The organism is Sinomonas cyclohexanicum (genome assembly GCF_020886775.1).
In the GTDB taxonomy this organism is placed as follows: Bacteria; Actinomycetota; Actinomycetes; order Actinomycetales; family Micrococcaceae; genus Sinomonas; species Sinomonas cyclohexanicum.
In genome coordinates, this window is sequence record NZ_AP024525.1 from 4399322 (window position 1) to 4413566 (window position 14245).

Here is a 14245-nt window from a genome sequence, read left to right on the forward strand (position 1 = left end):
CGCCGGTGCCTTGGGGAGGGGCCACGGACGAGAGTCCGTGGCCCCTCCTGCGTCGTCCCTCACGTCGTCGCCTTCGGGGCGCCGTGCATCCCTTCGGTACCCTTGGATGAGACGGCGGCACGGAATATCGAACCTCATCGATATGTTGTGGCTGCTGACACCACCTGTTGTGACCGCCCAAGGAAGAGGTACGCATCCCGTGAGCACCGTTGAGACCGCCGCCGACGTCCGCGACGTCATCATCGTCGGTTCTGGACCGGCGGGGTACACCGCAGCCATCTACACCGCCCGAGCCAACCTTAACCCGTTGATTTTCGCCGGTTCGGTCACCGCAGGTGGCGAGCTCATGAACACGACCGAGGTAGAGAACTTCCCGGGCTTCCCGGAGGGCGTCCAGGGTCCCGAGCTGATGGACAAGCTGGAGCAGCAGGCCTCGAAGTTCGGCGCGCAGATCGAATACGAGGACGTCGAGTCGGTCGAGTTGGAAGGCGAGACCAAGACCGTCACCCTGACGAACGGCGAGTCCTACAAGGCCCGTTCCGTGATCATCGCTACCGGGTCGGCCTACCGCGAACTCGGCCTTCCCAATGAGAAGCGACTCTCTGGACACGGCGTGAGCTGGTGCGCTACGTGTGACGGGTTCTTCTTCAAGGACCAGGACATCGCGGTGATCGGTGGCGGTGACTCGGCCATGGAGGAGGCACTCTTCTTGACCAAGTTCGCCCGGTCCGTCACCGTGGTCCACCGTCGTGACAGCCTTCGTGCCTCGAAGATCATGGCCGACCGTGCACTTGCCCACGAGAAGATCTCCTTTGCCTGGAACTCCGAGGTCGCGGACGTCGTCGGCGGCGAGAAGGTCAGTGCGCTCCGCCTGCGCAGCACCGTCGACGGCACCGAGTCGGAGATCCCCGTGACTGGCATCTTCGTCGCGATCGGCAACGATCCCCGCACGCAGCTCGTCAAGGACGTCCTCGACCTCACCGCCGAGGGAACCATCGCCGTCGAGAGACGCTCCTCGAGAACCAGCCTTCCCGGGGTCTTCGCGGCGGGCGACGTCGTTGACCCCACCTATCGCCAGGCCATTACGGCAGCCGGTTCGGGTTGTGTTGCCGCACTCGACGTCGAGCATTACCTGGCCGACGTCGAGGCGCGCGCATTGGCTGCCAAGGCATAATCCAACTCAAGAGATCGGATCGCATCAGATGAGCAACGCCAAGAACGTCACCGACGCCGAGTTCACCGACAAGGTGATCATGTCCGAGAAGCCCGTCATCGTCGATTTCTGGGCTGAATGGTGCGGCCCCTGCCGCAAGCTCGGACCGATCCTCGACGACATCTCAGTCGAGTACGCCGACAAGGTCGACGTGGTCAAGGTCGACGTCGACAACAATCCCAACATCGCTGCCGAATACGGCATCACCTCGATCCCTGCGGTCTACCTGTTTGAGAAGGGCAAGGTCACCGGCACAGTGATCGGCGCACGGCCCAAGCAGTACTTCGAGAAAGAGTGGAACGAGGTACTCGCCAAGTAGGCGTTGACCAGAGGTTCTCCCGAGGGGAGGGCGCGGCAGATGCCACGCCCTCCCTTTTCTCTTGAGCACTAGGTCCGCCGCCCTCATCGCCACACTCTCCTGTCAGGATCTCCCGGTTACACGTGAAACGATGCCGCTCTATAACCTGAGTTTGGTCATTTGCTTAGTGCCTGAGATTTCCCGGTGGTGAGGGCGTCGATGATGGCCTGCCGGTCGGGGTCGATGTGGGGCGCGATGGTCTGGGTGGTGCCGTTGGAGGCGACGGTGGCTGAGCGCAGGGGCCTGAGCTGGCGGACGATGTTGCGGATCGCGAGGCCGGTGCGGGTCTGGGCCTCGCGGGAGACTGCGAGGGCGGTGAAGACGATGGTCAGGTGGGCCTCGATCGCGTCGCGGGTGCGGACGAACATGGGTCGCGCGGCGAGGTCGGTCTTGGACATCCGGAAGGACTGCTCGACATGCCAGAGCTCGTGGTACGAGGCGATGACCTCGCCGGCGGGCATGAGGTGCGCGGGGATGTTGGTCACGTAGCCCTTGAGCCCGACCAGGCGGCGGGCGCGGGCCAGGGCGGCTTCGTCCAGGGTGTGCCCGTCGCCGCTGGTCTTGACGAACCGCGGGGCGCGGGCGGCCTTCTCGCCGGCGATGACCGCCCGGGCGCGGTCCTCCTGCAGTGTCAGGGTCTTGCCGTCCCGCACGGCCCGCTTGGCCGAGTAGGCCCACACGGCCCGCCAGGAGCCGGGGTGCGTCTCGGGGTCCCAGACGGGTTCGGCGCGCAGGAGCTCGTTGTTCTCGCTGCGCCGGCCGGTCCTGGGCGTGATGGTGTCGATGACCTGCGCGTCGGTGAACGCGTCGCCGTGCCAGCGGAAGTGGGAGGCCAGGTCCAGCGGGGCCTTGACGGCGCGGGAGCCGACGATGAAGCGCAGGCCCGCCTCCTCGAGCGCGGTGAGGTTGGCCGCGGAGAGCATGCCGGCGTCGGCGACCACGACCATGTCCCCGATGCCATGCCTGTCCTGGAACTGCTTCACGATCGGGATGATCGTGGTCTGCTCGGCCCTGTTGCCCTCGTAGCAGCCGATCTCCAGCGGGAACCCTTCCCGGTCCACGAGCAGGCCGACGACGATCTGCGGGTCGACCCGGCGTTCCTTGGAGTAGCCGACCTTCCGCAGCCCGTCTTCCTTCTCGGCCTCGAAGTACAGGGTCGTCACGTCGTACAGGCACAGCGAGACATCGCCGCTGGCCGCGGCGTGCTCGAAGCACGCCCTGGCGATCTGGTCCCGGTAGCTGCCCCTGTGCGCGCGGGACAGGGTGCGCCGCATCGTCTTCTCGCTCGCCGGGCGCACGCCCAGGTCGCCCAGCACGCGGGCGGTGTCCAGGATGGAGGTCGGCTCCACGATCCGGGCGACCACCAGGTCCCGGAACACCTCGTCGGCGAGGGCGTCGAAGCCGAGGTCGTCGAACACCGCCGCGAGCGTGTCGAAGAGGACCCGTGAGGCGGTGGCGACCACCCGTGGCGGGGCAACCGCCGATCGCCCTGGCACCGGTGTCCCCGGGTTCTCGAAGAGCGCCGGCTCCCCGGGCGGGCCGATCAGTGCAGTCCTGGGCGCAGCAGGGGCCAGGCCCAAGTCGAGCTCGCCCTGGCCGGGGTCGTCCAGCAGCTCCCGCGCCCGCTCGACCAGGAGCCCGAGCTCAGCCTCGGTATGGGCCGAGCCGACGTGGGCCACGATCCGCCGCCGCCCGTCGACGGACTCGGCGATCTGCACGGCCGTCGCCCCGGAGGCCGTCCGAACCCGCCGAATCCATGCCACAGCCACCACAGTAGAGCACCAATTAGTGCCTCAGAACCGCTCCCGCGACAGCGTTACCGCAGGTCAGCAGGCAGTCCTCTCGAAACCGACCGCAAAGTGACCAAACTCAGGAGGGGAGGGCGCGGCAGATGCCACGCCCTCCCTTTTCTCTTGAGCACTAGGTCCGCCGCCCTCATCGCCACACTCTCCTGTCAGGATCTCCCGGTTACACGTGAAACGATGCCGCTCTATAACGCCGGCACGAAACGTGCAGGCCTGGCACTCCCGATTGCTGGATTCCTCTCTGCTTTCTGACGTTCGCCTGTGGTGCCGTCGCTCGCGGTTTCACGTGAAACCGCGCCGCCTTCAGACCGGCGCCCGCAGTACGCGGTCCACAGCAGAGATAACCCTTCGGCTGCTACATTCGGGGGCCGCACGGTGTCCGCACGCGTGGAACTGGCGTGCCGTGCAGCCGCGAACGGTCCTGGACGCCGCGGATTATCATCCGAGCCTTCCCGGAACGTGTAGGAAGGCCATTCGTAGTGAGCACAACTCGAGCAGTGTCTGACGCATTCTCAGAAGTGTGGCACGAGTACACAACCGCGAATCGAATCCTGCTCACTACCACCGGACTTCCGGAAGGGAATTCGCTGTGCCCAAGAGATCATGTTTCACGTGAAACTAAGGCAGCGTTGCGCGGGTTCTACGCATCACTACCAAGTGAGGAACAGAGCGATGGTGGACACCAACCCTAGCTCAACGGGGATCTTAGCTTCCAGAACGTTGACTGACGGCTCACCAGTGTGCCCCACAAAGAACTACTTGAACACCCAGAGAATCCCTCATCCTCGCGACTCGTGGCATGGCGGTATCGAGTGATAGATCACATTCCACGATCACATAAGCGGGACTGCACTTGCCTCTCGAGCCGGGCCCGCCGACAGCGTTGTGGACACACTAAGAGTAGGCACCGCGAATACTCCGCGCGCAGTCCCACCACGCGGAACCAGCGACAGACTGACAGTACAGCGGACCAACCGGTCCCATGACACTATGTCCGCCGATCGACGCCCATGCTGATCCTGCTGAGAGGAGGCGCCGCCGAATCTCTATCCTGTCCTCTTGGGGGCTGCAGGGCAGCCCTGGGAGGAGTAGAGCAAGGCATAACTACGACCACCACCCGGCGCGCCGAACCACCGCCGAACCGCGGGCCCACGATGGTCTCCCCTGTCCGCCGAATAGCATGACAGATGTCCGCAGACGCATGACCCTGTCCGTTCACTATCGATCTGTACCTATCGCCAGAGATGCTGGCCACTCAGTGCGTGACCGCCGAGGGAGGTGAAGCAGCTCGACGCACTCGCCCCGGCGACAACCGGACACGCTAACCTGGAGAAGGGCGGGTCCCAGAGGACGCTCGCCTAGCCGGTGCGACCAACTTGGCTCATGGCCACGGTAGACGTTGCCTTCCGCTCGTCGAGGTGAGGGCAAACCTTCCCGGAAGAGTCGGCTGTTTCACGTGAAACAATATGGCCGACGATAGCCAATCTTGGGCCGCGGGATAGCGAAGGGCCACAGCACCTGACGGCTCTCACGATGACTCGGATAGTCTGATGAGGGCCTCCGCGTCGCCTCCGCGGTCCGCAAGTTGGGGCACAAAGAGCTGCTGCACACGCCACGGCCGGCAGCGCAATCACGACCCACTCCTCTGGGCCCTGCGACCCCCCAGCCCGTCGGGCGCCCTACCGCCCGGCATCCGCGGATGCCGGACGCCCTATCATCGCATACGGACCGTCGGAAGCACGGACCAATCCTTCATGGCGCGGCACACTTCTGGGTCGCGCGAAACAGGTGCATCAGATTCTGACCGCCGGCACGGACTCGGTGCCTATTCAGACTGTCAGAGCGCGTCCGGTGATCCATCACGAAGACGGGCCGAGGTGTCGTCGGAGAGCCAACATTCACCACTCCGGCTCCACACTGGCGAGTTCCACCACGCCAACCTCCCATCACGATGACCGACCCTCCACACGGTTATCCACAGGACTATCAACAACCGTCATCCACAAGAGCCCCCATCTATCCACAGACAATCCACGCTGCTCAGCGACAGTGTCGCAGGCAACAACGCACGGGCGAGCGCCGTTTGACTGCCCCCAAGGCTCCGAGCACCGAGCTGTGTCGTGCTCGCGCGGTCGATCACGCAACAATTGTGCAAGTCGGACAAACCCGTATTTTGGCTGTACTAAGCCGTCTCCGGTGGCGTACCCGCACAGTGCTATGTTCCGAGCGTCGCATAGGTGGCTTCTCCGAGGACCCATCGAGGTCAAGGGGCACTTCAGCCGGCCCTGCATCGACTCATCAGGCACCGAATCATCGAGTCCACTGTGACCGATCAGGCGGATGAGGATGCCGCTCGAACGGTTCGTAACCTCGGACCTGTGGCAATCGCCAACCTTTGTCCACATGATTATCCACAGGCAATATCCACAGCAAGGTCCACAGCGCGCGCCGCCGATGCTTACGCTTCGCAAGCACGAAAGACACCACCGATTCCTCTCCCGAACCGCCGGTCGTCAGCGCGCAGAGCCACTACATGGGTGACCAGCCCGGGACGAGGGATGAGTCTCCTGTCCTGCGCCGTGACCGATGAAGGACACGTTTGCGTCCTGCGCATGCCTGTACAGACCACACCGTCTCACCTGGATCGGTCCTCCAGGTCACATACACGCCCACGGTCGAGGGATGACGCCCCGAACAGACGTCGAATAGCCTCACCCACGTCCCTTCTTGCCTGAGATCAAGGGACCTGCGAGGATCAAGACATCCACCGAGGATCACCGTGGTACCGCCGCCTCCGACTCCCGCCCTCTAGCCGGTCGACGTTATCTGTTCCGAATCTGGCCCCGGCGCACAACACAGCTCTCGGTCAGCTACCGTTTCCTCCTCGAGATCTAGGACTGGTCGCTCCTCGCCAGCAGGTATCAGAGCCGGACATGCCAACGGTCTCGAGAAATGCGGTGAGCGCTCTGCAAGCAAGTGTTGTGGAGTCTGCGGGGAATGCATCGATGATTGGTAGGCCCCCGCGAAGCCTCAGTTCCGATCAATACGCGCTGTGGCCCACACGGCGACCAGCACCGGGCTATCCGCCCCCCTCCGGAGGAATCTCTCGGCTAACCCTGCTCATAAGTAGACGACACCGGCCCACGACGCGAGTCGCTCAGGCCAGGCGCGGCCGGCGTCGACGCAGGGTGGATGGGAACCTGCTGGCCCAGTTCTCGTTTCACGTGAAACAAGGAGATGGCCAAAGGGTAGGCATGTGCCAGCGCTCGGCAGACGTATCGAACTCACGGAAGAGTCGCTCGAGCGATAAGGGGTCGGCCTCGGTTCAGATCTTCGCTAGGCGGCACGTGCATCAGCCCGCCGAAGGGATACATTCGTATCAGCGAGTCATCCCGGCCAGCCCGCTCGCTGGATCGCACGGTCTAGCATGCGCCAACGCCGAACACCCGGCACCATTCACGGCGACGGACGGCGTCATTTCTGAGTTGCCTCCAGATCTTGCCGGATAAGCTGCTACGCCAGGCGCCGCGGTGCTATTCGGGCGCAGCGACGCGGGCCGGACGCGCGATCGAATTTGACCTGTCGGATAGCGGTCCTTTATACCGACTGACGGTCTCGGCTCGGACGCACTAGGCAAGCTCGCGAGTCGCCCCTCATGTGCGGGATAGGACTGCTTTACACCGCGCACAGATATGATCCGACCCGGCCGCCTGAGGGGTCTCGCTGCGTTGGAAGCCCAACACCAATTCTTGTTTCACGTGAAACCGGATGGGCGCATTCCGGCCACACAAGAATCGGCTCAGCGTTCACGTGAAACATCGAACGTAACACTGGGCCCCGCACGCCAACTGCCGATCACCGCCGGCATTCGGTCGATAGAACCTTCGAACCCAGCTCTTGCCCACCCCCGGGCCCGCTCACAGATGAGGCAGTCTCATATGACGGCAACTGCTCAAGACAGTCTCACCTCTCTCTGTTCAGCCATGACGCCCGCACGGATGACGAGGAGATGCGCAAGATGTCCTAGCTGGATCGGAACGGTCGAGACCACGACGTTTCCGCGCTGGCGCACGAGCCACGTCCCACACTGTCACTGCGAAGTCCCGACTATGTCTCACCCGATCTTCAGCGCGAGACGGTGCTGGCGGCGAAGGAGACTCCCCCGCACCGCAGGCATCCAGCCCCCACGCCGCGAGCGAACCACCATTTCGGCCAGTCAGATGCCGATCAACCCGGGGTACGAGGCGGGGCCAGGTCGCAACCGTGCAGACCACACGTCGGCACAGCGAGTACGACGTTCAATGCAAGACATCGGTCATCGAAGATGGATGTACGGAGCCATTGGGACGAACTCGATGGTCGCCCTCCACAACGTCAATGAAATCTCGACAGCGCTACCGCCCCTCCGGTGTCTCATCAGTTCACGTGCCGAGCCCAAGAAGACAATCGGCGTCACCGAGACCCTGCCGTGCTCGTCGTCTACCCAATGCGGCCGACACTCGCTGCCGAGAAACCATATGTCGACGCGGGTTCGGCGCATTCATCCAAAGCCCGCCCGATCGAAGGCAGCACCCGTGAGATACGCAGCGTGGCGTGGTGGGCGCGGCCCCAACAAGAACGGATGAACCCCACGGCGAACGGCGAATGGCAGCTGGCGATGGTCAGTGCATCTGTGAATCAGGTACTCCCTTACTCCGGGCCCTGCCGGTCCGCAGGATACCAGGGCTCCCTTCCTGCATCTCATACCAGATGAGTTCACTGATCGGCCGGCCGGCCTCGAGTCCCGTGAGAGCTTTTGGGACCAGGCAGCCCCGAACCCTATCACGCAAAGAGCGGGTCCCGTTTCACGTGAAACGGGACCCGCTCAAGAGGTGCGGCAAGTCAGGTCACTCGTGTGCCTAGCCATCCTCGGGGTTGATGAGAGTCATGATCCGGTTGAGATCCTCAACAGAGGCGAACTCGATGCTCACCTTTCCCTTGCGCGCACCGAGGGTGATCTTCACATTCGTATCGAGACGGTCCGCGAGAGAGGACGCCAAGAAGTCGAGTCGCTCGTGGCGGGCATTGGTGCGGGCCGACGGTCGCCGCGCTTCCTCCGGCTCCTGATAGAGGGCGACAGCCTCTTCAGTGGCTCGAACCGACAGCCCCTCAGACACAATCTTCTGCGCCATGCGCTCGATCGCCGCGTCGTCCGGCAGCGAGAGGAGGGCACGCGCGTGACCAGCCGACAGCACGCCGGCAGCCACACGGCGCTGAACCAACGGGGGCAGTCGGAGCAAACGGATGGTGTTGGAGACTTGGGGGCGCGAGCGGCCGATGCGGTCGGCAAGCTCCTCGTGGGTGGTGCCGAAGTCCTCGAGCAGCTGCTGGTAGGCCGCGGCTTCCTCGAGTGGATTGAGCTGGCTTCGGTGCAGGTTCTCAAGGAGGGCGTCGCGAAGCAGCGCGTCGTCCCCGGTATCCCGGATGATCGCGGGAAGCACGTCGAGCCCCGCTGCCATGGCGGCCCGCCACCGGCGCTCGCCCATCACCAACTCATAGGGCTGGCTACCGGATTCGGTTGATTTCCGAATGACGATCGGCTGGAGAATGCCGATCTCGCGCACCGAGTGGACGAGCTCAGCCATCTCGTCCTCATCGAACACAGTGCGGGGCTGCTTCCGGTTCGGATGGATGTCCCCCACCGCAACCTCGGCAAACTGCGCCCCGGGAACCTCGACCAGATCGAGCTCATCCGTGTCCCGCTCCTTGGCCCGCGAGCGGGACGGCCGCGCCGTCTTCGTCTCGGCGGCGCCCCCCGTCTCCGGTGATGCCGAAGCGGTGGGAGCGGAATCGTCGTCGGAGGCGCCCGCCTCAACAGGCGACGCCGGCCCCGGCGTCTCCGCCTCGGACTCACCACGGCGTCCTGCGTCAGGGAAGAAGAGGTCCACAGGGCGTGACGGCGTCGTCGAGCCGCTGGTCGCCGGGGCGGAGCTGGGAATGAGGGCCCCCAGGCCCCGGCCCAGTCCTCGGCGCTTCTCGCTCATAGCGGTATCCTCCCTCAGGCCCTTCGCCGGGCACCTGGCTGTTCGAGTGGTGGTGACGGGTATGCGGGCCGCCTATCGCTCCGCGATCTCGGCGGCGGCTTCGAGGTAGGACAGCGCTCCGGTCGACGTCGGGTCGTACGTCATTACGGTCTGCTGGTAGCTGGGGGCCTCAGAAATGCGCACGGACCGCGGCACCACAGCGTCGAGGACCTGCTCCGGGAAGTGCTCGCGAACCTCGGCGGCGACCTGGGCCGCCAGATTCGTCCTCCCGTCATACATGGTGAGGAGAATCGTCGACACCCTCAGATCAGCGTTGAGGTGCTTCTGGATCATCTCGATGTTCTTGAGGAGCTGGCTGAGTCCCTCGAGCGCGTAGTACTCGCACTGGATCGGGATCAATACCTCCGTCGCGGCGCAGAAGGCGTTCACCGTGAGGAGGCCTAGGCTCGGCGGGCAGTCCACGAAGATGTAGTCGAGCCGCGGAAGCCCAGCCTCCTTGCGGGCCACGGCGTAGTTGTCGATCGCACGGCGGAGCCGCTGTTCGCGGGCGACGAGCGAGACCAACTCAATCTCCGCCCCCGCGAGATGGATGGTCGCCGGGGCACACACAAGGTTGTCCACGTCGGGGCACGGCGCCACTACGTCAACCAGAGGAGCATCGTTGATGAGCACGTCGTAGATGCTCTCGACCTCGGCGTGATGCTCGATCCCTAGCGCGGTCGACGCGTTGCCCTGCGGATCGATGTCGATGACCAAGACCTGCAGGCCGGCCGAGGCGAGTGCCGCAGCGATGTTCACCGTCGTCGTCGTCTTGCCGACGCCGCCCTTCTGGTTCGAGACCGTGAACACGCGGGTGGAGTCTGGCTTGCGCAGTGTGCGTCCTTGGAGGCGCTCCCGGCGCCTGGCCTCATTCGCGAGCTGCGAGGCGATCGGGCTGCCCTCGTCTACCGTCTTCAGGAACCCCTGGCCGTCACGCGTGGTGCCCTGGGCCGGTGAAGACTGGGCCACGGGTGCGGGGTCGGGAGCGGTACTGGGCGCCTCGTCAGAGGCGGCACGGGCGGAACCGAGCGTCAGGAAGGGAGGGATCCGTTGGGCCGACGTCTCACCACTGTTCACTGGTCAACTCACTCTCGATTCGCGTCGATTGCCTCACACTAGACTAACGGCTGAAGATGCTCTCCCGAGGTACTTCAGGCCTCTCCGACAGCGATCCTCACCACGGTTGTGGGCTCCGCGAGAAGCCCCTCGCCCACCAGATGCACCTGCGGCGAATGCCCCTTGAACTTCCGGATCACCTTCGCGGCCTTCTCTACTTCCTCAGCGGCGCTGCGCCCCTTGATGGCCACGAGGGTCCCCGTCCCGCCGAGCAGCGGGAGGGTCATGGGGACGAGGGTCGAGAGGGCGGACACCGCGCGCGCGGTGACGAACGCGACGTCGACCGTTCCCGCCACCTGCTCGGCACGCCCCCGGACCACCGCGACGTTCTCCAGCCCCAGATCCGCGATCACTTCCTCGAGCCAGACCACGCGCCGCTCGAGCGGTTCGATGAGCGTCAGCCGCAGGTCGGGCCGGGCAATGGCCAGGCAGAGCCCCGGGAGTCCCGCGCCGCTTCCGACGTCCGCGACCGTGGCCCCGGTCGGGAACTCGGATTCGATGACCGCGCAGTTGAGGACGTGCCGGCTCCAGAGCCGCGGGACCTCGCGCGGGCCGATGAGCCCGCGCTCGAGCCCGGAGCTCGCAAGGTGGCCCACATACCGGCGGGCGAGATCCAGACGGTCACCGAAGAGCCGCTCGGCGGCGGCCAGCTCGGGACCCTCGAGGTCCGGGACCTCCACGGACGTGGCGTCGGCTGGCTTCTCCGCCATCGTCAGTCGGCCGAGACGACGATGTGACGGGAAGCGCCCTCGCCCTCCGACTCGCTGACGAAACCCAGGTCGGCGACGGCGTCGTGCACGATCTTGCGCTCGTACGAGCTCATAGGCTCGAGATGCACCGAGGCCTCGCCGGCCTTGACGCGCTCCACCGCCTTCTCCGCGATGTCGGCCAGATGCACGGAACGCTCGCCCCGGTACCCATTGATGTCGAGTACGAGCCGCGAGCGGTTGCCGGTCGCAGCGAGGACGGAGAGCCGAGTCAGTTCCTGGAGTGCCTCGAGGACCTCCCCGTCGCGGCCCACGAGGATGTCGAGGCCCTCGGCCTCCTCGTCGCCGACCACGGAGAGATAGGAGCGGCCGTTGCGCACCTCGATGTCGATATCGCCGTCGATGTCCGCAATGTCGAGAAGTTCCTCGAGGTAGTCCGCGGCAATGTCGCCCTCCTCCTCGAGCCGGCTGAGCGGCATCGTGGCCGGCTCCTGGGAGTCGGTGTCCGCGGCCGTGCTGGGATCAGCCTCCTCGGGCGCGGAGGCGTTCGCCTCGGCACCGGGGGCCCCGGCGTTCTCGGCGGGGTCGCTGTCAGGCAGGTTCACGGCAGTGCTCTCGGAGGTCATGACTTCTTCTTCCTGTTCTTCCGCTGCGGCTGCTCGCGCTGGACCTTCGGCGGCGGCGGGGGCGGCATGTCCTCGGGCTTGACGACCTTGCCCGTGGTGACGTCGATCGGGGCGAGACCCTTGGCGGCCCGGCGCGCGTTCAACTCCTTGGCCGCCGGTGAACCGGGGGCAGGCATGCGGCGGATCACGTAGAACTGCTGGCCCATGGTCCAGAGGTTGGAGATGGTCCAGTAGATGAGGACGCCGATGGGGAAGTTGATGCCACCGATGCCGAAGACGAGCGGGAGGATGTAGAGCAGGATCTTCTGCTGCTTCATGAACGGGCTCTGCATCGCAGCCTCGGTCATGTTCTTCGCCATGATCTGCTTCTGCGTGATGAACTGCGACGCCGTCATCGCCACGATCATGAAGATCGACAGGATCCACACGGCGATCTGGTAGTCACCGCCGCCGCCGTGGAGGAGGGACGCGGAGAGTGGCGCGCCGAAGATGCTCGAGTTGTGGAACTGCTCGACCTGGTCGTGGGTCATCGCGCCGATGCCGGTGTTGTTGGCCTGGGCGTTGCTGATGCCCGAGAGGACGCGGAAGAGGCCGAAGAAGAACGGCATCTGGATGAGCATGGGCAAGCACGCAGAGAACGGGTTGGTCCCGTGCTGCTTGTACAGCGCCATCTGCTCCTGAGCCATGGCCTGGCGCGAGAGCTGGTCGGTCTTGCCCTTGTACTTGGCCTGAAGCTTCTGCAGGTCAGGCTGGAGCAGCTGCATGCCGCGCTGGGCCTTGATCTGCTTGACGAACACGGGGATGAGGGCCGCTCGGATCACGAGCACGAGCCCGATGATCGATGCCGTCCACGTCCACCCGCTCGCGGCTGGCAGGCCGATGAACGAGAGGGCCTCGTGGAAGGCCACCATCACAAAAGAGACCAGCCACTCGAAGGGCAGCAGTATGGCGCTTAACGGGTCCATGCGTTTCCCTAGTTCCTCACGTCATTCTCGTTGTCAGTCCAGTAGCGGTCCGGGTGGTTGAGCACCAGGATTCGTGGAAGTCGGTCCTCCGGCCAGTGCCGGTGCCCCTCGGGGACATGGTCGATTCCCCCGGGATTCCAGGGATGGCATCTCAGGAGCCGGTGCACGGCCAGATACGATCCTCGCACAGCCCCGTGCACCGTGACCGCCTCGAGGGCGTAGGCCGAGCAGGAGGGGAAGAACCGGCACACCTGGCCGTACAGCGGGGACACGATCGCCCGGTACACCTTGAGCAGCAGGACGAGGATGTTCCGCGGGAGCGTCCAGACGAAGCGCACGACGGCGGCCACCCACCGGGGCACGGCGACGTGGCCTTTGGCTCCGGGCATCTCAGCCGTGGCCGCCATGGGCGCTCCTCTCCCCGCCGCTGGGCAATCCGCCCGGCTGCGCGTCTCGGTCGAGGCGTCGCAGGGCTCCGCCTAGCGCCGACTCGTAGTCCTTGCTGAGATCGGCCCAGCTCGCCTGGGCAGAGGCAGGAAGGGCGCGCACCACGACGTCGAGCCCTTCGGGCTGTGCACGGACCGTCGAAGCCGCGGCTTCCCTCAGCCTCCGTTTAACGAGGTTGCGGGTGACTGCGTTCCCCACGGCCTTCGAAACGATGAAGCCGAACCGCGAGGGCCGGCCCTCCGAACGGACCGCATACAGCACGACGTTCCGGCGCCCTTGGCGGACGCCGGAACGTACGGTATGCGTAAAATCGGCGGCGGAGCGCAGGCGATGGGTTGTGGCGAGCATCAGGTCACCCTCAGCGCGCTGCCTGCGACGTCTCCGCCGTCCGGATCAGAACTCAGGCCGAGAGCTCAGTACGGCCCTTGGACCGGCGGGCCGCCAGGATGGCACGGCCGGCACGGGTACGCATGCGAAGACGGAAGCCGTGCTTCTTGGCACGACGGCGGTTATTCGGCTGAAAAGTCCGCTTGCTCACTTCTCTCACTCCAGTAGATCGAGCGCGTCTGCCGAACGAAGTCGAAGTGCGGGCGGACGCTACGTTATAGGGCCTGCCGCCCCGCCGCGCCTCATGCCGGCCGCCTCGTCGGGTCCCCAGATCGAGGGCACCGCGTGGCGTCGGAGGGCATGCGACAGGACAGTAAGCAGACACAAAGGACTTAACGACGTTAGGTCACGACGGGGCCCAGCGTCAATTCGGGCGCGCGCGGAGATGCCTCGCCACACGGGCCGATGCGGCCGCCGTGCACTTTCCCCAGCCTGTGGCCAACTCCACTCACAGCCCTGTGGACAGCGTATCGGCGCGGGTAGCCGGGTGAACTCCATCAGTGTAATTCATCGGGCCCCTGAGGCCAGCTATCTTCTGGGTTGTCCCATCATCTAATCT

General features: G+C 65.1%; 11 protein-coding genes. 2 read left to right on the forward strand and 9 right to left on the reverse strand.

What is annotated here, in order from left to right:
* Nucleotides 1-199: 199 nt before the first annotated feature.
* Nucleotides 200-1174 carry a thioredoxin-disulfide reductase gene (gene trxB, locus SCMU_RS20620; RefSeq protein WP_229230932.1) on the forward strand — a complete coding sequence of 325 codons (975 nt, stop codon included), beginning with the start codon at nt 200-202 and terminating at the stop codon, nt 1172-1174.
* A gap of 28 nt (nt 1175-1202) precedes the next feature.
* Nucleotides 1203-1532: a thioredoxin gene (trxA, locus tag SCMU_RS20625; RefSeq protein WP_229230933.1), complete on the forward strand. Its 330-nt coding sequence runs from the start codon at nt 1203-1205 to the stop codon at nt 1530-1532.
* Nucleotides 1533-1687: 155 nt separating this feature from the next.
* Here trxA and SCMU_RS20630 read toward each other — a convergent pair whose 3' ends face one another.
* The 9 genes from SCMU_RS20630 to rpmH form a co-directional block, all read right to left on the reverse strand.
* The gene (locus SCMU_RS20630) at nt 1688-3334 is read right to left on the reverse strand and encodes an IS1634 family transposase (protein WP_229229687.1); all 1647 of its coding nucleotides are present in this window, start codon (nt 3332-3334) and stop codon (nt 1688-1690) included.
* Nucleotides 3335-8274: 4940 nt separating this feature from the next.
* The gene (locus tag SCMU_RS20635; protein ID WP_229230934.1) at nt 8275-9399 is read right to left on the reverse strand and encodes a ParB/RepB/Spo0J family partition protein; all 1125 of its coding nucleotides are present in this window, start codon (nt 9397-9399) and stop codon (nt 8275-8277) included.
* A gap of 72 nt (nt 9400-9471) precedes the next feature.
* Complete coding sequence (locus SCMU_RS20640) at nt 9472-10356, reverse strand: ParA family protein (protein WP_443020358.1); 885 nt, start codon at nt 10354-10356, stop codon at nt 9472-9474.
* A gap of 233 nt (nt 10357-10589) precedes the next feature.
* Nucleotides 10590-11264, reverse strand: a complete 675-nt coding sequence (gene rsmG, locus SCMU_RS20645) for a 16S rRNA (guanine(527)-N(7))-methyltransferase RsmG (protein WP_229230935.1) — start codon at nt 11262-11264, stop codon at nt 10590-10592.
* A gap of 2 nt (nt 11265-11266) precedes the next feature.
* Complete coding sequence (locus tag SCMU_RS20650; protein ID WP_229230936.1) at nt 11267-11887, reverse strand: Jag family protein; 621 nt, start codon at nt 11885-11887, stop codon at nt 11267-11269.
* The gene (yidC, locus tag SCMU_RS20655; protein WP_229230937.1) at nt 11884-12852 is read right to left on the reverse strand and encodes a membrane protein insertase YidC; all 969 of its coding nucleotides are present in this window, start codon (nt 12850-12852) and stop codon (nt 11884-11886) included. The genes SCMU_RS20650 and yidC overlap by 4 nt, the downstream gene beginning before the upstream one ends.
* A gap of 8 nt (nt 12853-12860) precedes the next feature.
* On the reverse strand, nt 12861-13241 hold the full coding sequence (yidD, locus tag SCMU_RS20660; protein ID WP_443020359.1) for a membrane protein insertion efficiency factor YidD: 381 nt from the start codon (nt 13239-13241) through the stop codon (nt 12861-12863).
* A gap of 1 nt (nt 13242) precedes the next feature.
* Nucleotides 13243-13647, reverse strand: coding sequence for a ribonuclease P protein component (gene rnpA, locus SCMU_RS20665; RefSeq protein WP_229230939.1), 405 nt, complete (start codon nt 13645-13647; stop codon nt 13243-13245).
* 52 nt (nt 13648-13699) lie between these two features.
* Nucleotides 13700-13837: a 50S ribosomal protein L34 gene (gene rpmH / locus SCMU_RS20670; RefSeq protein ID WP_127513203.1), complete on the reverse strand. Its 138-nt coding sequence runs from the start codon at nt 13835-13837 to the stop codon at nt 13700-13702.
* Nucleotides 13838-14245 lie beyond the last annotated feature (408 nt).

Bases quoted from the DNA above. Each gene is read 5' to 3' on its own strand.
- trxA (WP_229230933.1), top strand. From the start codon at position 1,203: ATGAGCAACGCCAAGAACGTCACCGACGCCGAGTTCACCGACAAGGTG.
- rsmG (WP_229230935.1), bottom strand. From the start codon at position 11,264: ATGGCGGAGAAGCCAGCCGACGCCACGTCCGTGGAGGTCCCGGACCTC.
- SCMU_RS20635 (WP_229230934.1), bottom strand. From the start codon at position 9,399: ATGAGCGAGAAGCGCCGAGGACTGGGCCGGGGCCTGGGGGCCCTCATT.
- rnpA (WP_229230939.1), bottom strand. From the start codon at position 13,647: ATGCTCGCCACAACCCATCGCCTGCGCTCCGCCGCCGATTTTACGCAT.
- yidD (WP_443020359.1), bottom strand. From the start codon at position 13,241: ATGCCCGGAGCCAAAGGCCACGTCGCCGTGCCCCGGTGGGTGGCCGCC.
- yidC (WP_229230937.1), bottom strand. From the start codon at position 12,852: ATGGACCCGTTAAGCGCCATACTGCTGCCCTTCGAGTGGCTGGTCTCT.
- SCMU_RS20650 (WP_229230936.1), bottom strand. From the start codon at position 11,887: ATGACCTCCGAGAGCACTGCCGTGAACCTGCCTGACAGCGACCCCGCC.